General features: G+C 64.5%; 26 protein-coding genes. All 26 read left to right on the forward strand.

All coding sequences use genetic code 11. The features are described 5' to 3' along the window. Positions 1-468 precede the first annotated feature (468 nt). Complete coding sequence (locus tag ACVWWW_RS12550; protein ID WP_155914335.1) at positions 469-855, forward strand: hypothetical protein; 387 nt, start codon at positions 469-471, stop codon at positions 853-855. Between the two features lie 69 nt (positions 856-924). After that, positions 925-1,407, forward strand: coding sequence for a hypothetical protein (locus ACVWWW_RS12555; RefSeq protein ID WP_027083248.1), 483 nt, complete (start codon positions 925-927; stop codon positions 1,405-1,407). A 1,296-nt stretch (positions 1,408-2,703) separates the two neighbouring features. Next, positions 2,704-3,111 (forward strand): DUF4844 domain-containing protein, encoded by a 408-nt coding sequence (locus ACVWWW_RS12560; RefSeq protein WP_051235208.1) that lies wholly within the window; start codon positions 2,704-2,706, stop codon positions 3,109-3,111. Between the two features lie 2,110 nt (positions 3,112-5,221). Beyond that, entirely contained in the window at positions 5,222-5,524 is a 303-nt protein-coding gene (locus ACVWWW_RS12565) for a hypothetical protein (RefSeq protein ID WP_027083246.1), read from the forward strand. Between the two features lie 109 nt (positions 5,525-5,633). Then, on the forward strand, positions 5,634-5,861 hold the full coding sequence (locus ACVWWW_RS12570; protein WP_027083245.1) for a hypothetical protein: 228 nt from the start codon (positions 5,634-5,636) through the stop codon (positions 5,859-5,861). Positions 5,862-6,151: 290 nt separating this feature from the next. Then, a complete protein-coding gene (locus ACVWWW_RS12575; protein ID WP_027083244.1) occupies positions 6,152-6,622 on the forward strand; it encodes a hypothetical protein in 471 nt (156 codons plus the stop codon). Between the two features lie 84 nt (positions 6,623-6,706). Continuing rightward, positions 6,707-7,120, forward strand: a complete 414-nt coding sequence (locus ACVWWW_RS12580; RefSeq protein WP_155914333.1) for a hypothetical protein — start codon at positions 6,707-6,709, stop codon at positions 7,118-7,120. Between the two features lie 207 nt (positions 7,121-7,327). Further along, complete coding sequence (locus tag ACVWWW_RS12585; RefSeq protein ID WP_027083242.1) at positions 7,328-7,693, forward strand: hypothetical protein; 366 nt, start codon at positions 7,328-7,330, stop codon at positions 7,691-7,693. Positions 7,694-7,798: 105 nt separating this feature from the next. Then, a complete protein-coding gene (locus ACVWWW_RS12590) occupies positions 7,799-8,449 on the forward strand; it encodes a GNAT family N-acetyltransferase (RefSeq protein WP_081672131.1) in 651 nt (216 codons plus the stop codon). A gap of 493 nt (positions 8,450-8,942) precedes the next feature. Beyond that, the gene (locus ACVWWW_RS12595) at positions 8,943-10,016 is read left to right on the forward strand and encodes an OmpA family protein (RefSeq protein ID WP_081672129.1); all 1,074 of its coding nucleotides are present in this window, start codon (positions 8,943-8,945) and stop codon (positions 10,014-10,016) included. A gap of 222 nt (positions 10,017-10,238) precedes the next feature. Further along, positions 10,239-10,619: a VOC family protein gene (locus ACVWWW_RS12600; protein ID WP_027083239.1), complete on the forward strand. Its 381-nt coding sequence runs from the start codon at positions 10,239-10,241 to the stop codon at positions 10,617-10,619. A gap of 336 nt (positions 10,620-10,955) precedes the next feature. After that, the gene (gene fliE / locus ACVWWW_RS12605; protein WP_027083238.1) at positions 10,956-11,315 is read left to right on the forward strand and encodes a flagellar hook-basal body complex protein FliE; all 360 of its coding nucleotides are present in this window, start codon (positions 10,956-10,958) and stop codon (positions 11,313-11,315) included. 43 nt (positions 11,316-11,358) lie between these two features. Beyond that, positions 11,359-13,035: a flagellar basal-body MS-ring/collar protein FliF gene (fliF, locus tag ACVWWW_RS12610; RefSeq protein WP_027083237.1), complete on the forward strand. Its 1,677-nt coding sequence runs from the start codon at positions 11,359-11,361 to the stop codon at positions 13,033-13,035. A 16-nt stretch (positions 13,036-13,051) separates the two neighbouring features. Beyond that, a complete protein-coding gene (gene fliG / locus ACVWWW_RS12615) occupies positions 13,052-14,038 on the forward strand; it encodes a flagellar motor switch protein FliG (RefSeq protein WP_027083236.1) in 987 nt (328 codons plus the stop codon). Continuing rightward, positions 14,035-14,622: a FliH/SctL family protein gene (locus ACVWWW_RS12620; RefSeq protein ID WP_027083235.1), complete on the forward strand. Its 588-nt coding sequence runs from the start codon at positions 14,035-14,037 to the stop codon at positions 14,620-14,622. Before fliG ends, ACVWWW_RS12620 begins: the two co-directional genes overlap by 4 nt. Continuing rightward, the gene (gene fliI, locus ACVWWW_RS12625) at positions 14,619-15,998 is read left to right on the forward strand and encodes a flagellar protein export ATPase FliI (protein ID WP_027083234.1); all 1,380 of its coding nucleotides are present in this window, start codon (positions 14,619-14,621) and stop codon (positions 15,996-15,998) included. Before ACVWWW_RS12620 ends, fliI begins: the two co-directional genes overlap by 4 nt. A 12-nt stretch (positions 15,999-16,010) precedes the next feature. Continuing rightward, positions 16,011-16,469 (forward strand): flagellar export protein FliJ, encoded by a 459-nt coding sequence (gene fliJ, locus ACVWWW_RS12630; RefSeq protein ID WP_027083233.1) that lies wholly within the window; start codon positions 16,011-16,013, stop codon positions 16,467-16,469. Next, on the forward strand, positions 16,466-17,773 hold the full coding sequence (locus tag ACVWWW_RS12635) for a flagellar hook-length control protein FliK (protein WP_027083232.1): 1,308 nt from the start codon (positions 16,466-16,468) through the stop codon (positions 17,771-17,773). The genes fliJ and ACVWWW_RS12635 overlap by 4 nt, the downstream gene beginning before the upstream one ends. Before the next feature lie 255 nt (positions 17,774-18,028). Continuing rightward, positions 18,029-18,529 carry a flagellar basal body-associated FliL family protein gene (locus ACVWWW_RS12640; protein WP_027083231.1) on the forward strand — a complete coding sequence of 167 codons (501 nt, stop codon included), beginning with the start codon at positions 18,029-18,031 and terminating at the stop codon, positions 18,527-18,529. A gap of 10 nt (positions 18,530-18,539) precedes the next feature. Then, on the forward strand, positions 18,540-19,535 hold the full coding sequence (fliM, locus tag ACVWWW_RS12645; protein WP_027083230.1) for a flagellar motor switch protein FliM: 996 nt from the start codon (positions 18,540-18,542) through the stop codon (positions 19,533-19,535). Between the two features lie 3 nt (positions 19,536-19,538). Beyond that, on the forward strand, positions 19,539-19,868 hold the full coding sequence (fliN, locus tag ACVWWW_RS12650) for a flagellar motor switch protein FliN (RefSeq protein ID WP_027083229.1): 330 nt from the start codon (positions 19,539-19,541) through the stop codon (positions 19,866-19,868). Continuing rightward, complete coding sequence (fliO, locus tag ACVWWW_RS12655) at positions 19,865-20,482, forward strand: flagellar biosynthetic protein FliO (RefSeq protein WP_155914331.1); 618 nt, start codon at positions 19,865-19,867, stop codon at positions 20,480-20,482. The genes fliN and fliO overlap by 4 nt, the downstream gene beginning before the upstream one ends. Continuing rightward, complete coding sequence (fliP, locus tag ACVWWW_RS12660; protein WP_027083227.1) at positions 20,479-21,330, forward strand: flagellar type III secretion system pore protein FliP; 852 nt, start codon at positions 20,479-20,481, stop codon at positions 21,328-21,330. Before fliO ends, fliP begins: the two co-directional genes overlap by 4 nt. A gap of 1 nt (position 21,331) precedes the next feature. Then, the gene (locus tag ACVWWW_RS12665; protein ID WP_027083226.1) at positions 21,332-21,601 is read left to right on the forward strand and encodes a flagellar biosynthetic protein FliQ; all 270 of its coding nucleotides are present in this window, start codon (positions 21,332-21,334) and stop codon (positions 21,599-21,601) included. A 934-nt stretch (positions 21,602-22,535) separates the two neighbouring features. Beyond that, entirely contained in the window at positions 22,536-22,925 is a 390-nt protein-coding gene (locus tag ACVWWW_RS12670) for a hypothetical protein (protein WP_051235206.1), read from the forward strand. A gap of 51 nt (positions 22,926-22,976) precedes the next feature. Next, positions 22,977-23,765: a flagellar biosynthetic protein FliR gene (fliR, locus tag ACVWWW_RS12675; RefSeq protein ID WP_027083225.1), complete on the forward strand. Its 789-nt coding sequence runs from the start codon at positions 22,977-22,979 to the stop codon at positions 23,763-23,765. Positions 23,766-23,771: the final 6 nt, after the last annotated feature.

Here is a 23,771-nt window from a genome sequence, read left to right on the forward strand (position 1 = left end):
TTCCGTAGCGGGCGGCACTCCCGGACTGCGAGTTTGCCCTGATCCGGCGCGCGAACCGTACCGACCGCGCTCCTCGCGCAAACGAACACGCAACCGCCGCAGTCCGCGGTAAATATTTACCAACGCATCCATGCCGTACATCCCCCGCAACACCTCAATTCGAGGCGGGTAAGATGGACTGCACGAAGAACTTTTTCTGTAGGTCGCTGTTCTTACTGTGCGTAGGAACAATCCGGTTCTGTCGTCGGTCCGCTACAGTGGCCATGCCTACGGAGTAACGCGCGACAACTCCATGTACCGCTGTAAGACCGATCAGCGTTGCCGTGCCGAGGCTGACGGCTTCTAAGTGGCTGATTTCGCAGGTTTGAAGTTGCGATCCGTTGGCAGACGCCCGCCGATTGGCGTTACCGTCCTATTTTGAAGACAGAATCGGTGTTAGGCCACTCATTGAAACCACAAGGAGGTCCCATGAAGCAGCTCTTCGCTCTCTCGCTGTTCGCTATCGCCGCCGCAGCAACCGCCGCACCAGTTGCCACTCCTGCGGGTGCTGCCTGGGCCGGCGCCCGTCCAGCCGTAAACGTTTCCGTCGCCCGCGCGGGAGCCAATACGTTCCGGGTGTCTGCCACCGTGCGCGATTTGCGCAATAACAATGTTCTGTCGCAGCCCGTGCTCGTCGTCAAAGCCGGCGTTCCGGCAAAGGCGGAGGTCGGTGCAACCGGAGCGCCTGGTACAAGCGCGGTGGCCTTCACGGTCACGGTCGCGCCGAACGGTGAATCCGCGTCGTACGAATCTCAGATCAAGTCGAACGGCGCGATCATCGCAACTGAAGAAGTCACGCTCGCAGTTGGTCGGTAAGTGGCCTAACAATTCGTCCAAGCCGACGCCGCTTCGCGGCGCGGCTTAACTCAGGTGTTAGGCCCCAGCATGAGCCGTCCGCTGCATTCGCTGTCTCCGCTTCGGCTCTTAGCCGCCAGAGTGTGGCAACTCGACCTTGTGCGCGACGAAGACGTGTTTGTCGTTCCGGTTGAGCGCCTGCCGGTCTCGAGCTTGGCGTGCCGCTTGGTCGCCACCCAGTTGCGGCTTGCGAACGGCGAGAGCATCGCTGGGTTAATCGGCAACTTCAGCATCGATCAGCCGAGCCACAACGAGCACTTTTTAACGCTGCAGGTTTTCGGGCCCAGCGGTAAATCGTTTGAGCTCGCGAGGTACCACGATATTGGGCGTGATACTCATGGGCCGGAGGCGCTGGCAAGCTTCCTCGGCCTGTCACTCACCGACGTCTTTCCCATTCAGTACGATCTTCGCGAAATTGCGTCGGGCCCTGACCGCGTGTTGTGCGGCACCATTTCCGCAGCTCCCACTGCTGCGCTCAGCCGCGCCGAGCTCATAGCCCTGGCGGTCCCGTAAGCTGGGGCCTAACAATTCGTCCAAGCCGACGCCGCTTCGCGGCGCGGCTCAACTCAGGTGTTAGGCCTCATGAACACTTCCACCGGCGCCCGAAGCTGTCCACGCTGCGGCCACTCGTTCGTGCCCTGGTCAGTGTGGAAGATCTCCCGTTGGTCTAACGTCCGTTGCCCTGCTTGCCACGCGGCACTTAATCGCCAGTTTGACTTCCAGTTCTGGTGCGTTGCGCTGTCGCTCTTAGGCAGTCTCATCGGAGCGGCCTGGCTAGGCCTTACTCAACCAGGTGTAGGCCTGCTCGCGGGCGCGGTCGCCCTTGTAGCAATGTGGCCCGCCGATGCGCTCACGGTCAAACTAGTGCCAGCTGGCAAATGGCTGGGCTGGTCTCGTGGCTATGAGGCCTAACAATTCGTCCAAGCCGACGCCGCTTCGCGGCGCGGCTTAACTCAGGTGTTAGGCCGCATGAAAACATCCTCGCGATCTGGCCTGTCTTTTCTGGCGCTCGTTTGTGTACTGGTCGCTGGGTGCGAGAAGCACAACTGGGAAGGTTTGGTCTATCCGAAGACGGGCCAGACTCCCTTTGATCTGGCGATAGGACACTTCGCAACCCTTGAGGAATGTCGCGCGGCCGCGAAGGCCGTACTCGCGAAGACACATCCGGAGGAAGGTTCCGTGCCTGAGTACGAGTGCGGCTACAAGTGCACGGTGAGTACGTCGCCGCCCCCACCGGGCATGCTCGCCACGCGCCTGTGCGAACAGACCGCCAAATGAGGCGTTGCGCCAAGCTGCGGCCTAACAATTCGTCCAAGCCGACGCCGCTTCGCGGCGCGGCTTAACTCAGGTGTTAGGCCCCTCATGAAGCTTGCGAGCATCCTGCTGCTGATATTCCTCTCCGGATGCACGAGCGCACCGTTTGCCTTGGACGTGCCCGCCAGCGGGACCATGGCGCATCTCTCCGTTCGCGAACGCCCCGACTACCCATTCGTGCCGGGGGTCGATGGCTTGCTTTCGGTCGGCACACACGCGGTGCCAGGGGGACCTGCACGTGCGCTTTGGGTGTCGCCTGGCCGGCACGAGATCGCCTATCAATGCCCGGGTTGGGTTTCTGTAGACGGGCCGCCTACGCTAATGAAGCGCTTCAAGGCTGGTGCGAGTTATGAGCTTACGTGTGAGTCCCAGCCGGCAATCGAACAGGTCCGCTGAGGGGCCTAACAATTCGTCCAAGCCGACGCCGCTTCGCGGCGCGGCTTAACTCAGGTGTTAGGGCTCATGGGAAAACAATTCGCTCTCGTCGTAAGCTTTGTGCTCCTGCTGCTCGTCTACCCGGCATTCGCGATGGAACCTGCCGACGCTGAAAAGGCCCTTGCCTCGTTTGCGGGTCAGGACCATTTCGCAGCAGATGCGCATGGCCTCTATACGGGCGTCAATGACCCGCTGGTACGTGCATCGCTGAATGGCGCAGTCGATTCGGCCGCAGCCGCCTTGGCGTCGGCGCGTGCCGCCGGCGCATCCGACGGCGAAGTCCTGGCTGTTTTCCAAAAGTCGCTGGTCCTGGTTGATCGCGAGGCACTCGATACGGAAGACGCCGAACGTGTTGCAACGGTCTTCGAGGAGCTTTTGGAAGCGTCCGGCCTGGAGAGTTCGGGCGGCGCTCTGAACCAGTGGATGTACGGGTTCGATCCGCTGCAGTTCAAGTCGGCTGAGCCCTAACAATTCGTCCAAGCCGACGCCGCTTCGCGGCGCGGCTTAACTCAGGTGTTAGCGCGCAGATGAACGCGATCGCAGGTGCAATACCAAAAGGCTTCTTCCGTCGCTGCTGGTCTGGCGAGGCGAAGCTCTGGCAAGCGTACTGGCTCGTTGGTGTGGCTGGGCAGTCGGCTGCCCTACTGATCTGCTTTGCTGTCACGTATCCATTTTGGCGCGGCCCGCAAGACAATTGGTGGTCCGATGGGCTGTCCGGCGCGGTGCTGATCAGCTACGCCGTGTACGCGTCGGTGAGCATTTGGCGTTGTGCGCCCAACGCGTCAAGCGGAATTTGGGGTGCACTAGCTCGCGCGGTGCTCGTGTTGTCCCTGGCGGCCGCCGCCTTGGGTCTCTGGCATGCGCGCTAACAATTCGTCCAAGCGGACGCCGCTTCGCGGCGCGGCTTAACTCAGGTGTTAGGCCCCAGAGGCGGCTGCACGTCTCCCCAACGGCAAAGCATTCAGCAACGAAACTCTTTTTGAGATTTAACAATGCACTTTACCGTTGCAGAACGGCTGCTTTCGCTGCTGCTGATAATTATTCCCTTAGCTGGACTCATGAGTAGAGGATGGATCGCCGCGTTCTTGCTCTCGACTGAGTCGATCAACAGCCCCATTCTTGTGACCCGATGGTTCTACCGGGGCACGCTTTTTGGGCTCTATTTCACGGCTTCGTTCCTCGTGACTCCCGCCGTCTCGAGTGGCTTGGGGATTCCGCTGATTCGGTGGGTGAAGAACGCGCCTCCATTGTTTTTTCTTGCGCCCTTGCCCATCGCGCTGCTACTTCTCCTATTGGATTGCGGCTTCATTCGGTGGCCGACAAGATTAAGGTCGCCGCTCGCAAGCGCGCCGCTGCGTACGGTCGTCGCGTCGCTAGAAGAGCCGAATCCTGAACACCCGGGCATGCGCCTTAACACCAGTTTAGAACGCGGCTCCCGTGCTTCCCAAGGTTGGGGCCTAACAATTCGTCCAAGCCGACGCCGCTTCGCGGCGCGGCTTAAGTCAGGTGTTAGGCAGCGCATGGTTGTCTTGAGGTCTTGGGGAAGTGCTTGGGTGCACCATCATCTCAATCCGGAGGACGGCAGCCGTCGGACGTCCTGGGGAAAAGCACGGGAAAGTGTGGTTCACGGCTTCGCGAACCACGAGTTTGCTCGCGGCTTTCCGTGGCGCCGCTTCTATGCTGTGTATGGGTACAACGGTCGCTTCTTCTTTCGGTCCGGCGGAAACTCTTGGGACCTTACCGACGGTGTCGTTAGCGCAGAATTCGAGCTGCTGGCAAGCGGTATGGCATCTAGAGTTGCAGTCGAACACAACGGGCTAGTCATTCACCGCTCGCTATTGCTCCACCCATTGCGGGCTGTGAGCATGCGACTCGACCTAACTTTCGATGGCATCGATGCAGACGACCTTCACTTTTTCTATTTTCTGAGTCGACATTTGCCTTCGATTAGCTGGCGCAGGCATGTCGTTTCCATGGGTAGCTCGGCCGCTGCCTAACAACTCGTCCAAGCCGACGCCGCTTCGCGGCGCGGCTTAACTCAGGTGTTAGCGCCCACTTGAAACGTTCCCTACTAGCAGGTCTTTTGATCGCAGCAGCTTACTTAGCCGCCTGCTCGCGAACCAGCTCGTCGGCAGTGAGCGCCCCAGTCGACTTGGACGTTCATTGCGCCTATTCGGGCGGCTTTTCCGAAAAGGTTTGTCGCGTCCCGTTTGCCGTCATTTTGGCGAACCCATCGGCGCTGCGCGGCAGGTTGGTCGCGGTGCGCGGCGTTGCTCGAGCTCTAGAGGGTCACGTCTACATCTTTGGCTCGTCTGAGTTGGCGGACCATTCCGCTGTCGAGAACGGCCTAGAGTGTGTCACTAGCGACCCACGAGCCTGCGCGGAGTTGGCGGGCAGCTGGGCAACGGTTATTGGCCGGCTTGGAGCGCCAAGTGAGAGTAATCAATACTATTTTCGGCCTGCAGGAACACTGCAGCTTGCCCAAATCCGACAGCGGAGCCCATCTGGCGGTGGGCGCTAACAATTCGTCCAAGCCGACGCCGCTTCGCGGCGCGGCTTAACTCAGGTGTTAGCGCTCATGTCAGAAGTCCGCTGCAAGCGTGTCCAGTTCCTGTCAGCAGGAGACGAAAACAGCTTCTTTGGCTGGGCGAAGAGTATTCCGGCGGTGGCAGAGGTCTGGGGCGAACGGGACGAAATCATTCTGTCGCTACGGGCGGCACCAGTAGACGATGATTCGCTCCGGGAGCTGGCGGGCCTGCTCTATCGATATGAGGTACCGATGAGCCAACTGGCAGGGCTGGAGAGCGCGGACAACTCGGCCTGGTTCCGCCGCAAAGGTGCGTACTGGTATTCCTCGGTTTTCGGCGCTGGCAAAGCATGAGTCGTAGCCTTCCAGGCCTGAGCGCTAACAATTCGTCCAAGCCGACGCCGCTCCGCGGCGCGGCTTAACTCAGGTGTTAGGCCCGTTTGGACAAATCAAGGAGGACGTGGTGAACGAACCGCCGAGGTACTGGTTTCCTTCCAAGAAGTTCGGCGTCGGTTTTGGCTTGCCGATTGCATGGCAGGGCTGGGTGGTCGTTGGCTTGTACGTCGCGGCGCTCGCCATGGTGTACGTGCGCTTCCCACCCGAAACCGACGCTGTGCCTTTTTACGCCGGGGTACTCGCCGCAACCTTTGCTTTGGTGCTGATCGTCTGGTTCAAAGGCGACCGCCAGTGATGGGCGCCGGCCTGCGCGGCAACAGGCCTAACAATTCGTCCGAGCCGACGTCGCTTCGTTCCAGCTTTGCAGTGGCAGATAGAGCTTGCCACTGCAAAACCTCCACTACGCGCCGCGGCTTAACTCAGGTGTTATGCGCAATCGAAGCAATACGACAAGTGCGTCACTTCGGATGCGGACATCGGACAGTGCGCCACCAACCACCCTTGCTTGACCACGGTCGCTTGCCCGTCCAGCATCACGCGACCCAGTGGCGAATGTCGCCCTAGCCAGGTAAGGAGCATGCGCCAATGAAGAATCCATTTTCGCTGAAATGGGGTAAGGCGCAGCCGGCTCCGGCGGGGCCGATCTACGAGGAAGTACCGCTCCAGACGTCCACTACCCTTCGAAGCTACGCGGACAACTTGCTGCAATCGCTCCGCTCCAATGTGTCGCCATCTCTTGGATACGACGCGGAGAGCATCAAGTGGCTGTCGGACGATGTGAGTGCACAGCGCTCGGCATATTCCGGCGAGCCCAAGGTGAAGGTCGCGAACATCTACGGGGCATTTCTCGGCACCGCGATCATTGAGCACTACAAGGCCCTGAATGGCCGCTGGGTCGAGAATCAGGAGGGCATGGGTGTGTTATTGCCCGAGCACTCGAAGATCGTTTTCCCGATCACGCGCGTGTTCAAGCAGATCGAGGACGGTGATGACTACTCCATGCTGAGCATCTTTCTTGCGATACCGCAGCTGGTTAACGCCGTCGGCCCTCGCTAGGCGTGTGCGCGCGTTGTCGAGAGTGGCGCTCCCGAACTCGTGCAGCCGGACGCCGCTGCGTGGCTTGACCGGAGTTCCAAACCTTTGAACGCAGCCGATTCGCATCCCAGGCTCTTCGGCGCGGCCATCATCGCGGTCGGCGTCTTTACGGCCGGCATGATCGCGCTGTACCCCGAAGGATTGAACGCCCCGGCCTGGGTGGCGTATTTGGCAGCCACCGCGTTTGTGGTCGCCGGTTGCGCGCAATTGGCGAGCGCGTTCAATCGCCCGCGCCTAGGCCAGACGCTGGCCTTGGCGATCGTCGGCCTCATGCTGCTGATCGAGCTCTGGGTGGCCGCCGGATCGGGCGCACGGAGGTGCGTTGTAAGCGGGATTGACGCATCTGGCATCGGATCGGGATCCGTGTGCCGTGGTGTATTCGCGGCGTCTGCCGTCCTACTTGCCGCTATGCTGCTGATCGGACTCAGGGGCTGGTGGAAACGGCGATCGGAGACATAGCAATTCCGCCAAGCGGCGCCCCTCGCGCGCGGCGCGTTCGGGTGCTCGACGGGGTTGCGACAGAGTCGAGCTGATGGCCGTGTGAGGCGCGGGATTGTCGGGACACTCGCGGCGATATGGGCCGCACATGTGCTTCGACGAGGCGTCCTCGTATGTTGACTTCCGTGTCAGGTATTCACTGGTCTGTCCGCAAAACTGGAGAGTGACATGAAGCGCTTCGCACTGATCGCGTTACTCGCTCTGCTTCCGATCGCGGCCAGCTCAGCGGCCGAACCCGTCGGATTCGTCGGCTCCATATGGGACAACGGCGGCGTCAGCTTCAAGTTCGACGACCTGATACCGCCGGGACAGAAGCGCACCATGGCGTTACCGGGTGGGCAGGTCGTGGAGATGTCCGTGGACGCGGCGGGCGGGTCGACAGTGCGCTTGGTCGACCGCGCCGGGAAGGAACTCCACTCGAGCGCCAGCCCGCCGGGCAGCTCGAATCCGAAGCAATTCATGTATGCGTTTTGCCGCAAAGGCGCGGTCGCGTACTCGAGCCCACCGCAGGCGAACAAGTCGGGCTGCCCCTAGCAGCGGCGACCGCGGACCGAAGCCTCGCTGCGTGGCAACGAGGCTCGATCGAGGTGCACGCCTTCAGTTCAGGGCTTGGGGAACTGACGCGAGGTCTCGCTGCACATGAAGTACGACGTGGTCTCGAACGACCGGCGTTCGCGCCGAATCTCCAATGCCTGCGCCGCACTGACGGCCAGCATGCGCCCGCAGCTGTACCCTTGCGTGGCTCGAATGGCGCGACGTGGGCAGTGCATCGCGTCAACGCGCGCCCCGATGCACCACACGCGACCACATTATCCGTTCGACTGCCTCAGGCGGATGCGGGCACGCCGAAGCACCGGCACCCATCGACACACCGCTCCGCCGCACGGGTCGCCCACAATTTTGCCGACAGAGACAGGACATAACTTGCAATCTCGCGACCTCCAGTTTCGCGCTGACTGGCACTTCGAGGAAAGCGAGGAGCGGCAGCATTACGTGATCGAGCCGTGGCTGGATGGCGTTCGCATCGGGCGTGCGTACGGCTGGTTCAGCACCGGCGGCAAATTCGTTCTGGAGAAGATCGAAGTCGATTCCGCGAAACGGTCCCGCGGGTACGGCTCGGCAGTCATCGAACAATTGCGGTTGAAGGCGCGCGAGAAGGGTTGCATGGAGTTCGTGATCAAGGGCGTACGGATGAGCAATCACCGGGCCATCGCTTTGTACGAAGCGATGGGTGCGAAGCCGATACAGACGTCAGACACGCTCCTTTCGTTCGTGATTTCCCCTCCGTAAGACGTCGTGGTGTTGTCCTTCGCCCTGCGCGAAGCACGCGAGCTGGTCCGAGGGACGCCGCGTGTAATGCACGCCGCTGCATCGACGGCGGCGTGGCGTAGATCGGGCCCTGATCGGCCCTCCGGTTGCGAAGAGGCTCACGGAGCCCAAGCTCGTCATATTCGCAGCGACACAGAAATCCGTCCGCTGCGTTTGCGGTTGCCAGGCAGACGACGTCGCGATCACGGAAGGCCGACGCAGCGTTGAGAGTGAGTTCCGCGCGGACAGGTATATATGTACATGGACACGCGGTCGCGCCCGCTACGTGACATCAACGCGGCCACCGCACGCATCACGCACGACAACGCGTCGCCGCTAAAGATATTTCGACCTGCCTCCACAGGCGAACCGTCGTGCCCATTGGTGCAGATTCACGGTTATTGAACAACCGCGATTTCGGTCGCGATCAATCTCTCAAGCGGCGGCCACGGGGCTCGCGACTTGGAGATGTGCCATGCAACGGAAGTCGAAGATCTGGAGTGCGGTTGCAACCGTTGTTCTCGGGGGTCTCGCTGCTGCGCCGTCCTGGGCCGTGGAGATCATTACGCGGGACGACATCGTCAACAACGTGGTGAAGACGAATCAGCTGGTGAAGGTTGCGGACAATGCGATCTTCCTGCTCGATACGTCGTCATCGTCGAACCGGGATTTCGAGGACACCGATCGCCCGGTGGTGCAGGTGGTGACGGATCTGATGAAGGCGCGCAACGCGTACTTCCCGGATCTCGGCCACAACGTGGGCATCTACACGTACACCGATTGGCAGGACAACCTGCCGGTGCAGCCGTACAACCGCGAAAAAGTTGCGGCCGCGCTGGACACCGTGCGCACGAAGGGCTCGGGTATTACACCGCTCCGCAGCGGGCTGGTGAAGCTGGAGAGCATCGTGAAGCCGCTGCAGGGACGCACCGCGGCGTTCGTGTTCTGGGACGGCGAATACACCGGCGCAAACCCGGCGGACGTGGCGCGCAAGATCGCGAAGGAAAACGACGTTTGCTTCTACGTGATCAGCAGCGCGACGGGCTCGCGCGCAGAGTCGTTGAAGGCGGACGTCGCGACGCTCAATTCGTGTTCGCGCGTGATTCCGCTCGCGGACTTCGTGCACCACCCGGACTACACGAGCGGCGCGCTGTACGACGTCAAGGTGACCGAGCATGTCGAGACGTCGACCGACAAGAAGATCGTCGGCCTGAAGATCGATGACGTGAACTTCGCGACGAACAAGACGGCGCTGGTCGCGGCAGACACCGCGGATCTCGATAAGGTCGCGGCCTTCATGAAGGAGAAGCCGCGGTCGTACGTGGTGATCGCCGGCTACACCGACAACGTCGGCAGCCGCGACCATAACGAAGGCCTTTCGCGCCGACGTGCCGACATGGTCGGCAGCTACCTGGCGACGCAGGGCGTGGACGAGTCGCGCATGGTGAAGTTCTGGTACGGGCCGAACAATCCGAAGGTGGCCAACACGTCGCCGGCGAACCAGGCGACGAACCGGCGCGTCGAGCTCGCGGTGGGTCTGGGCGAGTAACACGCAACAAGCAGTCGTGTCGAAAAGCCCCGCTTAGTGCGGGGCTTTTTGTTTGCGTCGGAGCTTGCGTGCCTGCCGCGTCGGCGACGATCGGCGCGCCGCCGCATCCGCGCACCGCTACCATCGCCCGACCGGCGTGCAACGTGACATCTCCTGCGCGACGCGAATGCCGAGACCTCGTCGTTCGGCGCCATCCGACTGTTGTGCAGCAAGGGGAAAGCAATGGAACGCGTGACCGGCATCGGCGGTTTGTTTTTCAAGGCGAAGGATCCGGCCGCGCTTTCGGCGTGGTATCGCGACCATCTCGGCCTCGACGTGAAGCCCTGGGGCGGCGCGAAGCTGACTTGGGGTACGCCCGAGAACCCGTCCGGCACGACGGCGTGGACGCCGTTCCCGGCCGACACAAAGCATTTCGAGCCGAGCACAGCGTCCTTCATGGTCAATTTCCGCGTGCGCGACCTGACGGCGCTGCTGGCGGCGCTGCGGGCCGAGGGCTGCAACGTCATGGATCGCGTGGACGACTCCGAATACGGCAAGTTCGGCTGGGTGATCGATCCGGAGGGCAACAAGGTCGAGCTGTGGCAGCCGCCGGCGGGGAAGTAGTGCCGTCGCCCTCCTTATTCGGCGAGCGTCCCTCGGTGGCGCGTTCCATCGGACATTGAATCGAAGAACCGGCAGTACGGTTGGGAAGCGGCGCCTAAACGTGCCGGTCGGGCATAGACGGGTCGAAGGCCGTGCCCGACAGCCGCTTCGAGGCATCCGTTGACCAGACCGCCCCCGCCCGACCGGACCGGACGGTCGCCCCCGCATCAACCGCCGCTTGGCCCACCCAGCGGCCTGAAAAACCCCATCAAATCCGCCACCGCCGGTTTCCCGGCGCCCTCGTGGCACGCCCCTTGCCTGAGCCCCGTCGAGTTCCCGTGACGAGCCCGCCAGGCCATGACCGACGCGATTTCCTCCGTTCTGTCCCAGATCCGCGCCCACGAGACGCGGATGCGCGGCATGTCGGACATCGCCTCCGGCAATGGCATCGCCCCCACCGGCGGTGCGCCGGCCGGTGTCGAAGGCACCTCAGGTGGCGGTTTCAAGACCGCCATGTCGAACGCCATCGACAACGTCAGCAAGGTGCAGAACGACGCCAGCGAGCTGCAGCGCGCGTTCGAACTCGGCGACCCCAAGGCGGACCTCGCCCGCGTGATGGTCTCCATGCAGCAGTCCCAGGTTGCCTTCCGCGCCACGGTCGAGGTTCGAAACCGGCTGGTGCAGGCGTACCAGGACGTGATGAACATGCCGATCTGACGGCACCCGACCTGACGATCGATAGAGAAACGAGACCGAACCGATGGCCGTGATCGCGCTTCCCAAGCCCTCCGAGAACCTGCAGAAACTGGGGCGTCTGCAGGACATCCCGGCCATCCGCCAGGTCGGCATGATCGCGCTCGTCGCTGCGGCCATCGCGGCCGGCCTGTGGCTGTTCTTCTGGACGCAGAAGCCGAACTACGTGCCGGTGTATGCCGGCCAGGACGCGAAGTCGACCGAAGACGCGTCGCAGCTGCTCACCACCGCGCAGATTCCCTACCGCATCGACACCGGCACCGGCGCGCTCGCCGTTCCGGCCGACAAGATCGGCGAAGCGAAGATGGCGCTGGCCTCGGCCGGCCTGCCTGCGGGCGGCGACAAGGGCTTCGAGTCGATGGAGGGCGACCAGGGCTTCGGCACCAGCCAGTTCGTCGAGAACGCGCGCTACCAGCACGCGCAGGAAATCGAACTCGCCCGCACCATTTCCAACCTGCGCCCGGTGCGCGAGGCGCGCGTGCATCTCGCGCTGCCCAAGCCGAGCGCGTTTACCCGTGACAAGGAATCCGCGAGCGCGTCCATCGTGCTGCAGCTGCGCACCGGCGCCACGCTCGAACAGAACCAGGTCGATGCGATCGTCAATCTCGTCGCGACCAGCGTGCCGGACCTGCCGACCAACCGCATTACGGTGGTCGACCAGTTCGGCCGCATGCTCACCTCGCGTGATCCGACGTCGGCCGAAGCGATCGGCCAGCAGCAGTTCGACCAGCAGCATCGTCAGGAAGCCGTCTACGTGCAGCGCATCGAGCAGTTGCTCGAGCCGATGACCGGCCCGGGCCGCGTGAGCGCGCAGGTCAGCGTGGACATGGACTTCAACGAGACCGAGGAAGCGAAAGAAACCTACGGCCCCGAAGCCAAGGTGCGCAGCGAGCAGGTCTCGCAGAGCGGCGACATCGGTGCGATGGCCGCGGCCAATGCGAACGGTGCGCCGGCGCAGGGCGTGCCCGGCAGCGCGAGCAATACCCCGAATCCGAACGCCGGTAACCCGACGGCGCAGGCCGCGCCCGCAAAGCCGACCGCTCCGGCCAGCGCGCAGGGCACGCGCAACGAAGTCCGCAATTACGAAGTCGACCGCACGCTGACGCATACGCGCCAGGCGCCCGGCAAGATCCGGCGCGTCACTGCAGCGGTGCTGGTCGACAACGTGCCGGCCGGCCCTGCCGACAAGGCGGGCAAGCAGAAGCTGCGCGCGCTGACCGCCGCCGAACAGCAGCGCATCCAGACGCTGGTGCAGCAGGCGATCGGTTTCGACCAGACGCGCGGCGACGCGGTGTCAGTGGTGAACTCGCCGTTCGCGCGCGATGTCGGTGACGACGCCGGCGATTCGACGCCGATCTGGCAGGACCCGCATGCACGCGACCTGCTGCGCACCATCCTGGGCGGCATCGCGGTCATCGTGCTCATCTTCACCGTGCTGCGCCCGGCGTTCCGCCAGCTGCTGCAGCCGAAGATCGTGATTCCGCAGCAGTCCGCGGTGCAGACGATCGTGGCCGAAGAGCTCGAGCAGGCGGCGGCGCCGCGTGCACAGCGATCGCAGGACCCGGCGATCGCCACCGCCGCGATGCAGTTCGACGAAAAAATCAACGTGGCCCGCACGGCCGTGACGAGCGATCCGAAGCGCGTCGCACAGGTCGTGCGTGATCTGGTGGCATCCGATGGCTGATAACAACCAGCAGCAACTGACCGGCACGCAGCGCGCAGCCATCGTGCTGCTCACGCTCGGCGAGCAGCAGGCCGCCGAAGTGCTCAAGCACATGTCGGCGAAGGAAGTGCAGAAGCTCGGCGTCGCGATGACGTCGGTCGGCGGCGTCACGCGCAATCAGGTCATCGATGTGGTCGACGACTTCGTCGACACGCTGCAGCAGCCCTCGGGCCTGGGCTCGGGTGCGGACGAATACGTGCGCGCGGTGCTGGTGCAGGCGCTGGGCGAGGATCGTGCGTCGAGCCTGATCGACCGCATCCTGCTCGGCCGCAATACGTCGGGCCTCGACACGCTGAAGTGGATGGAGCCGCGCGCGATCGCCGAGCTCGTTCGCAACGAACATCCGCAGATCATCGCGATCGTGCTGTCGCATCTCGACCCCGACCAGGGCGCCGAAGTGCTCAAGGTGCTGCCGGAGCGCACGCGCACCGACGTGCTGCTGCGCATCGCCACGCTCGACGGCGTGCCGCCGCATGCGCTCAACGAACTCAACGATGTCATGGCCAAGCAGTTCGCCGGCAGCCAGAACATCAAGTCGTCCGCGCTGGGCGGCGTGAAGTGCGCGGCGAACATCCTGAACTTCATGGACGGCGGCCAGGACGAAGTCATCCTGGGCGCCATCAATCAGATGGACGAGACGCTGTCCGGCCAGATCCGCGATCTGATGTTCGTGTTCGACAACCTCGGCGAGATCGACGACCGCGCGATGCAGAGCATCCTGCGCGAAGTGCCGAACGAGAAGCTCGCGGTCGCGCTTCGCGGCGCGGACACCAAGGTCAAGGACAAGATCATCGGCAACATGTCGCAGCGTGCCGCTGAAATCCTGAAGGACGACATGGAAGCGCGCGGCCCGGTGCGCTTGGCCGATGTCGAAGCCGCGCAGAAGGAAATCCTGCAGATCGTCCGCAAGATGGCCGAGGAAGGCACCATCCAGCTCATCGCCAAGGCGGAGACGTTCGTATGAGCGACGCCGCGGTGCTGCGCTGGATCGCGCCGGGCTTCGAGCATGTCGCGCCTGTCGACGTGCCGCAGCCGCCGAGCGTGGAAGAGCTGCAGGCGATCACCGACGCCGCGTACCAGGAAGGCTTCCGTCGCGGCCATTCGGAAGGTTTCGCGACCGGCCAGTCCGACCTGCGCCGCATGGCCGCGCAGATGGAAGGCATCCTCGACAGCTTCACGCGTCCGCTCGCACGCCTCGATGGCGAAGTGTCGGACGCGCTCGCCGACCTCGCCACGCGCATCGCGGGCTCGCTGGTCGGCTACGCGTATCGCGTCGACCCCGCACTGCTCGGCGACCTCGTGCGCGAAGCACTCGACGCCGTCGGTAGCAGCTCGCGCGATGTCGAACTGCGCCTTCATCCGGACGACCTCGGCATCTTGATGCCGCAACTCATGACGCTCGACGGTGTGCGCCTCACTGGCGATACCACCCTCGCCCGTGGCGAGCTGCGCCTGCACAGCGAAAGCATGCGTATCGACGGCACGCTCGATGCGCGCCTGCGCGCCTGCCTCGACGCGATGCTCGACAAACCCAAGGGTGCCGCATGACTTCGATCGCCGCCGCGCAGTGGGAAGAAGCACGCAACCTGCGCCTGGCCGCGCGTCTCGGCGGTACGGAGCCGACGATCGCGAATGCCGGCCTTGCGCGCGAAGGCGTGCTGCGTCGCGCGGTCGGGCTCACGCTCGAAGCCAGCGGTTGCTCCGCACCGATGGGCTCGCGTTGCCGCGTTGAAGTCGCTGGTGGCCGCTGGGTCGATACGGAAGTCGTCGGTTTTGCCGGCGACCGTACGTTCCTCATGCCGACCGCCGATCTCGAAGGCCTGCTGCCGAACGCACGCGTGGTGCCGAGTCGTCTGCAGGGCGAAGTCGCCGTGGGCGAAGGCCTGCTCGGCCGCGTCATCGATTCTGACGGCGTGCCGCTCGACGGCCGCGGCCCGATCCGCGCCGAAGGCCACATGGGCCTGACCGGTCGCTCGATCAATCCACTCATGCGCGAGCCGATCACGCGTTCGCTCGACGTCGGTGTGCGCGCGATCAACGCGCTGCTGCCGATCGGTCGCGGCCAGCGCGTCGGCCTGTTCGCCGGTTCCGGTGTCGGTAAATCGACGCTGCTCGGCATGATGACCAGGTTCACCGCGGCGGACGTCATCGTCGTCGGCCTGATCGGCGAGCGAGGCCGCGAAGTGCGTGACTTCGTCGAAGCCACGCTCGGCGAGGAAGGCCTGCGTCGCGCGGTCGTTGTCGCCGCACCGGCCGACCGCCCGCCGCTGGCGCGCCTGCACGGCGCACTGCGTGCCACCGCGATCGCCGAGTACTACCGGGACCAGGGCTTGCATGTCCTGCTGCTGATGGATTCGCTCACCCGCTACGCGCAGGCGCAACGCGAGATCGGCCTTTCGGTCGGCGAGCCGCCGACCACGCGCGGCTATCCGCCGTCGGTGTTCGCCAAGCTCCCTGCCCTCGTCGAACGCGCCGGCAACGGCGCCGACGGCCGCGGCTCGATCACCGCGTTCTACACGGTGCTCACCGAAGGCGACGACCAGCAGGAGCCGATCGCCGACGCTGCACGCGCGATTCTGGACGGCCACATCGTGCTGAGCCGTCGTATCGCCGATTCCGGCCAGTACCCCGCCATCGACGTCGAAGTGTCGGTGTCGCGCGTCATGCAGGACATCACCGACGCGCCGTGGCGCGAACGCATCCGCAAGCTGCGTCGCCTGCTGTCCGCGTACTCCACGCAGCGCGATCTCATCGCCATCGGCGCCTACCAGCGCGGCAGCGATCCGGTGGTCGACGAAGCGCTCGCGCGCTGGCCGTCCATCGTTGAATTCCTGGGACAGGATGTCCGTGAAGCGTCCAACGTCGAGGAGAGCAAGGCCGCGCTGATGCGCCTGCTCGACGACGGCGCCGGCATCCCCCTCTAACCGGACTTTTCCATGGCGCCCCGCTCCCAACGCCTCGATCCGATCCTCCAGATCAAGCAACGCCAGCAGGACGAAGTCGCGCAGCAGGTCGCCGCGCGCGAAGCCGCGCACGCCGAGCAGAAGGCGCGCCTGGAAGCGTTGCAGCGTTACTCCGCCGAGTATTCGTCGACGCCGGAACAGGGCGCGACGTTCAATCCCGCGCTGCTCGCCAACCGCGTCGCGTTCCAGGCGAAGTTGCAGCAGGCGGTGACGCAGCAGTTGCAGGCGGTCGAGCGTTCGCGTGAAGCGACGGAAGTTGAACGCGCGCGTTTGATGCTCGCCAGCCGCGAAACGCACGTGCTGCAGAAGCTCGCCGCGAGCTATCGCAGCGAGGAAACGCGCGTGGCCGACCAGCGTTCGCAGAAGGAACTCGATGATCTCGCGAGCCGCCGCGTGCGCGCAGCGCTCGGCACCGAGGAGCCGACGCAATGAACGTCGATCGATCGTCATCGCCCGTGCAGGCGCTCACCGGCGCCGCGACGCATGCGTCGTCCAAGGCGAAGCAGCACGACGCACCGGAATTTTCGTTCGACACCGGCGAGAAGCCCGCCGCGCCGATCGAAGCGCGCCGCGACATGCCGCGCGAACACGCGGCGAATGAAGCGAAGCCGCGTGAGGCAACGCGATCGCATCACGATGACGCAACGCGCGGCGACGACTCCACGGCAACGCGTGCGAAGCCGAACGAACATGCGAATGCCGCGTCGCGTCGCGATGGCAAGCCGCGCGACGACGCATCGACGCCTGAATCCACGGACACGACGGCCGCCGCGAGCACTGAAGCATCCGACGACACGGCGAAGAAAACCGCACCGGACGATACGACTGCAACGACCGCCGATTCCCTGCCCGACCGCATGCTCGCGCTGCTCACTGGCGACTGGTCCGCGGTCGGCGCGAAACCGGCGCCCGCGACCGGCGACGGTGCAGCCACCGCACTCCCCGGTCTGCCCGGTGCCACGCCGCTTCCCGCTGCAACCGCGCCCGTCACTGGTGCGATCGCAGCGTCGACGGATGCAACGGCATCGACTACGAACACCACATCGACACCCGGCGCCGCCGCAGGCGTCGCACTGATGCAGGCGTTGTCGCCCACAGCCGATGCGACCAACCTCCAGGCCACGTCCGCGACACCCGCAGCCGATGCATTCGCCGCGCTGGCCGCACTCGCGCAGTCCAAGAGCGATCGCGCGGGTTCGACGTCGTCCATCGACGCATCCGCGCCCGGCGCACCCGGCATCGCATTCAATCCTCTGATGACACGCGGCACCGACGTGCCGTCGAACGTTCGCGACGTCATCGCGGCATCGCCGCTGTCTGCGTCACTCGCGCTCGATGCGGACTTCGACGACGGCATGAGCCAGCGCATCACGTGGATGGCCGACCAGAAGCTCGACCACGCCGAGATCCGCGTCACGCCCGATTCGCTGGGCCCCATCGACATCCGCCTTCAGATGGACGGGCATCGCGTCAACGCGACGTTCCACACCGCACATGCGGACGTGCGGCAGGCGCTCGAATCCGGCATGGATCACCTGCGCACGCTGCTCGGCAAGCAGGGCATGGAACTCGGTCAGGCGCAGGTCGGCACCGGCAGCCGCCAGGGTGGCGACGGTCGCACCAATGCTGCTTCGGGTGGATTCCCCGGCGGCGGCGAGCTGGGCAGCGATGCCGAGCAGCAGGTCACGACCGTTCGCACGCTGCGCGCGCGTGGCCTGATCGACGAGTACGTCTGATCGCGATCGAGCGGCCACGTACGGTCGCTCGCTTCGAAATGCAATCGCTGACGGCCGCTAACCAGCAGCCGCTGCGGCGTTCAAGCAGCACTGACGCGCCTCCAACAGCCGCCTTCACGGCCCATCCGTGACGCACGTCGCGCAAGACGATGTCCCGACGCGGCCGCATTCAGGCCAGCGTCAAAACCCCGGCGATCGACCTCCAGGACGCGGCACGGCGCTTGCACAAGCCGGGCGTACCCATGGAGTTCTCCCGTGTCCGCCAAAGCCCCTGCCGCTCCGGCCGCCGCCCCTGAGGCGACCGACAAGCCCCAGAAGAAGAGCAAGAAGAAGCTGATCATCATCGTCGTCGCGGCGGTGCTGCTGCTTGGCGGCGGCGTTGCCGGCGCGTGGTGGTACACGAGCACGCCGGCGACGAAGGAAGCATCGAAGAAGCTGCCGACGCAGTACTTCGCGATGGACCCGTCGTTCGTGGTCAACCTCGCCGACACCGACACCGTGCGTTACCTGCAGGCCGACGTGCAGCTGGCGACGCGCGACCCGGAGACACTCGCCGCGCTGCACGAGCAGGCGCCGGCCATCCGCAATCGCCTGCTGCTTCTGTTCGGCCAGCAGACCGCCGACCAGCTGGCGCAGCGCAGCGGCAAGGAGCGCCTGCAGGAAAAGGCGCTCGCCGAAGTGAAGTCCGTCCTGAAGGCCGAAGGCGCGCCGATGAAGATCGACGCGGTGATCTTCACGAGCCTGGTCACCCAGTAAGGGATTCCGCATGAGCGCCGACCTGCTTTCACAGGACGAGATCGATGCCCTCCTCCACGGCGTGGACGCGGGGGCGATCGAGGTCGAGCCGCCGGCCGCTCCGGGCGAGGCACGCAATTACGACTTCGCCAGCCAGGACAAGATCGTCCGCGGCCGGTTGCCGACGCTCGAGATGATCAACGAGCGCTTCGCGCGCACGTGGCGAATCGGCCTGTTCAACCTGCTGCGTCGTTCGGCGGATCTTTCGGTGCGCGGCATCGACCTGATCCGCTTCGGCGAATACATGCATTCGCTGCAGGTGCCGAACAACCTCAACCTGATCAAGATGAAGCCGCTGCGTGGTACCGGCATCATCGTGTTCGAACCGCGCCTGGTGTTCACCACCGTCGACAACTTCTTCGGCGGCATGGGCAAATACCACACGCGTATCGAAGGCCGCGAGTTCACGCCCACCGAAATGCGCGTGATCCAGCTGCTGCTCAAGCAGACGTTCGCGGACCTCACCGAAGCGTGGGCGCCGGTGCTGCCGGTCGAGTTCGAATACGTGAACTCCGAAGTCAATCCGCACTTCGCCAACATCATTTCGCCGCGTGAGTACATCGCAGTGAGCCGTTTCCATGTCGAACTCGAAGGCGGCGGCGGCGAGCTGCATGTGGCGCTGCCCTATTCGATGCTCGAGCCGATCCGCGAACTTCTCGATGCCGGCGTGCAGTCCGATCGAATCGAGAAAGACGAGAACTGGACACGCGCGCTGCGCTCGCAGCTGCAGGACGCGGAAGTCGAAATCAGCAGCAGCCTCGCCGAGCGTTCGATCTCGCTGCGCGCGCTGAGCAAGCTGAAAGTCGGCGACGTGATTCCGATCGACCTGCCGAAGCAGTTGTCGCTGGAAGTCGAAGGCACGCCGCTTTTCGCGGGCGAATTCGGAACCCACAACGGCAAGAACGCCATCAAGATCACCCACGTGAACCAGCCGCGCTCGCTGATTCCCCTCGATTCCCTGGGCTAACGCATGAACACTTCCGACCTGGCCGCGCCCGCGGCGTTCGACACGCTGACCGCCGACGGCGGCACCGGCGCGGACCTCAATCTCGACGTGATCCTCGACGTCAACGTGACGCTGTCGCTGGAAGTCGGCCGCTCGCGCATTCCGATCCGCAACCTGCTGCAGCTCAACCAGGGCTCGGTGGTGGAACTCGAGCGCGCCGCCGGCGAACCGCTCGACGTCTACGTCAACGGCACGCTGATCGCGCAGGGCGAAGTCGTCGTGGTCAACGATCGCTTCGGCGTGCGGCTCACCGATGTCGTGAGCCCGTCCGAGCGCATCAAGCGACTCAAGTGAGCAACGTGGGCCCGGCGATGGACGAGATGGTCGCGGTCGCGGCGCCCGTGCAGGCGGTTGCCGACGTGTCGAGCGCGGATGTGTCGACGACGGCTGCTGCTCCCGTTGTCGCGCCTGTAGTGACCGTTGCTGCACCTGCTGCGTCGACATCGACTGTCGCGACTCCGACGCAGTCGGTTGCAACGACAACCACCGCGCAGCCCGTCGCGCCCCCGCGCAAGGTTTCGTTCCCGCTGCGTCCCGCGACGACCGCGCAGGTCGCGCATCCGGCTGGCCACGCACCGGGCACCGACGCCGGAAGCATCGGCGGCGCCGTGTTCTCGCTGCTGCTGGTCATCGGCCTGATCCTCGGGCTCGGCTGGCTCGCCAAGCGCATGCCCGGCATGAATCGCGGCGGCGGTTCGTCGCAATTGAAGATCGTCGCGAGCGTTGCGCTCGGTCCGCGCGATCGCGCGGTGGTGCTCGATGTTGGTGGCCAGCAGCTGCTTGTCGGCGTTGGCCAAGGCGGGGTACGGACCTTGCACACGCTGGAGCATCCGCTGCCCGTCGTCGAATCGTCGGCACCGACCGTGTTCGCACAGGTGCTCGCGCAGCATTTCGGTAAGAAGTCATGAGCATCTCGCTCGACCGCCTGCTGCGCAGCGTCTGCGCGCTCGCCCTGCTGCTCGGCCTCGCCTACGGATTGCTGACGCATTCCGCACACGCGCAGGTCGCGCCGAACGCGCCAGCCGTCGCCGCTGCAATGCAGCCGTCGACCGCGACCGCCGCTTCTGCAACGCCATCGCGCCCGCTGCCGGCGATCAACGTCGGTCAGGTCGGTGGCCAGCCGGTGAGCATGCCGCTGCAGGTGCTGCTGCTGATGACCGGCATCACGCTGCTGCCTGCAGCGTTGATGGGCATCACTGCATTCACCCGCATCATCATCGTGCTCGGCCTGCTGCGGCAGGCGCTCGGCACGGGCCAGACACCGAGCAACCAGGTGCTGCTCGCGCTCGCGCTGTTCCTCACCTTCATGATCATGACGCCGACATTCGACGCGGCATGGAGTGCGGGCATTTCGCCGTACCTCGACGGCCACATGGATTTCAAATCCGCATGGGCCGCGGCATCGCAACCGTTCCGCGGCTTCATGCTCGCGCAGGTTCGCGACACCGACCTCATGACGTTCGCCGGCCTCTCGCACACCGGCCCGTACGCATCGCCGAACGACGTGCCCTTCAGCGTGCTCGCCGCGTCGTTCCTCACCAGCGAACTCAAGACCGCGTTCGAGATCGCGTTCCTGATCTACATCCCATTCGTGATCATCGACCTCGTCGTCGCCAGCGTGCTGATGTCGATGGGCATGATGATGATGTCGCCGATGATCGTATCGGCCCCCTTCAAGATCCTGCTGTTCGTGCTCGTCGACGGCTGGGTGCTCGTCGTCGGCTCGCTCGCCGGCTCCTTCAATCCGGTGACATGACATGACGCCTGAAGTCGCGATGACGGAAATCACCCGAGGCCTGGAAATGGCGCTGGTCCTCGGCGCGCCGCCGCTGCTTGCGGTGCTGGGCGTGGGTGTTGCGGTGGGTGTCGTGCAGGCTGCAACGCAGATCAACGAGCAGACGATTGGTTTCGTAGTCAAAGCTATTGCGCTGACGGCGACGATCGCGGTGATGGGGCATTTTTTGTTGGGGCGATTGGTGGCGTTTACGGCGGATTTGTTTCAGCGGATTCCGCAGCTCATCGGCTGATTTCGCGCACGATCGACGCCTGTTCGACTTCGCGAGTGCGTTGAGACTTCGAGGCAAGAGCGTTTCGTGCGCTTGCGCGCCCGAGTTACTTTTCTTTGCTGGTGCAAAGAAAAGGTAACCAAAAGAAAGCACCCTCCCCGATCAGATCTACCGCCCGCGATCGTGTGAGTTCCCCACGATCCGCACACTCGCCATCCTGGCTCGGGTGCGGACGGCGCACATCCATGTGCGCCGCCCTTCGGGTCCCACGATTGGGTTCGCGCGGCGCAGTCGCGTTTGCGCTCGCTTGCGCATCGCGGGTTTGTCAGCGCTGCTGGTAGCGACGATTGCCGACGCGTTCTTTGCGTTCCGCCGGCTTTGGTAGGCGTGGCCGGCGCGCTCGGCTCGCAAAGAACGTGTCGGCACGGCCCGCGTGGCGCTTCACAGCCGGCATGGCCGCAAACACACAAAGACGAGCACGCAGGCACGTAGGCGCGCAGGTACAGAGCGTTCGGCGCGCTAGTCTGTCGTCGCGATGTCTCGGCTCGCGTCGGCTCGCGATCTGCGCTTCTGCACTTGTTCGTTGCGTACGTATGGCGCTGTTAGCGTCTCCGGTTTAGCGCCGTTGCTGGTAGGCGTGTGCCTCCCCTCACCTCACCTCAACAGCCGCGCAAATCGTGAAGACCCCGAAGGGGCGGCGCGCAGGACGCGCGCCGTCGGCACCCGAGGCAGGATGCCGAGTGTGGCGATCGCGACATACGAACCCGATCGCGAGCTGTAGATCCGTCGGGGAAGGTGCTTTCTTTGGTTACTTTCTTTGCACCAGCAAAGAAAGTGACTCGGGCGCGACAGCGCACGAAACGTCTTTGCTCCTCCCAGCAAAGCGCGCTGCCAGTCGCCACCCCTTCAGCCACAACCACTCACTCTCGGCCCAAGCGCCCCCGTCCGACGAACAATGAAGCCCCTTCTCCTAGCCACAGCGCTCGCAGTGTCGACCGCGGCCGCCGGCGCGGCCCCGCCAACATTCGAAACCCGCGTCGCAACCGCCAAAGCCGCAGTAGCCACCCGCCCCGGCTTCATCTACGACACCGCCATGGTCCCGGCGATCCACCACGCCCTCGTCCCCTGCGTCCCCAAGGGAACCGACCCCACCCGCGGCGGCGATTTCGTCCTCGTCGCGGACGTTGACGCGAACGGCCGCTTGAGCAACATCGACACCCGCCCCGCCAGCGCCCTCGCCCGCTGCTTCGCCAAGTCTTTCGGCGCGCTGACGATGCAGAAGCCGCCGCTCACCCACGGCCGCTCGCTCTACCCCATGGTCGTCGAGATGCTCACCAGACCGTAGCGCCCAGCTGTCCGCGCGCCAGCGGAACAGCCTTTGCATCCGTCCGCCGCGATGGACGCCGTCACCCTCACCACTGCCGACGGGCTGAACCTGTTCGGCATGCTCTCGAGCATCCTCTGGTACGCGCTGCGCGTTGGCGCGGCGATCCAGGCGTTGCCGATGGTGGGTGGGCGCGGCATTCCGGCGCGCTCGCGCCTTGTACTCACCATCGCGATTGCCGCAGCGCTGTCGCAGATGCTCCCCGGGCCGCCACCGGCAGGAATCAACGCCGCCACCTTCCTCGCCGTCGGGCGTGAATTCGCGATGGGCGTCGCGATCGGGCTGATGCTGCGGATCGCGTTCGAAGCCGGCGAAGTTGCCGGTGAACTGGTCAGCCAGGGCATGGGCCTGGCGTCGGCGACGATGGCCAACCCGCTCAGCGGCACGTCGTCGCCCGTCATTTCGCAATGGTTTTTTCTGGCGTTCGGGCTGGTGTTCTTCACCACCGACGGCCACCTCGCGCTCGTGCAGCTGCTGTTCGACAGCTACGGCTCGATGCCGGTGGGTGCACCGATCCCCGACTGGGCCGGCTTCGTGCAGTCGGTGCCGCAATTCTTTGGCGTGGCCCTGCGCACCGGGCTGCTTCTGGCACTGCCGGTGATGATGGCGCTGCTGGCGGTGAACGTCGCAATCGGCGTGCTTTCACGCGCGGCCCAGCAGCTGAGCCCGATGTCGATGGGCTTCCCCATCGCATTGCTGGTCGGCCTGCTGCTGCTGATGGCGCTGGCAAGGGAATTGCAGGGTCCCGTGCAACGGCTGTTCGGAGACGCCTTCCAGGCGGCCCGCGCCCTCACCGGCTGACCTGTT

The organism is Lysobacter sp. HA18, assembly GCF_054057595.1.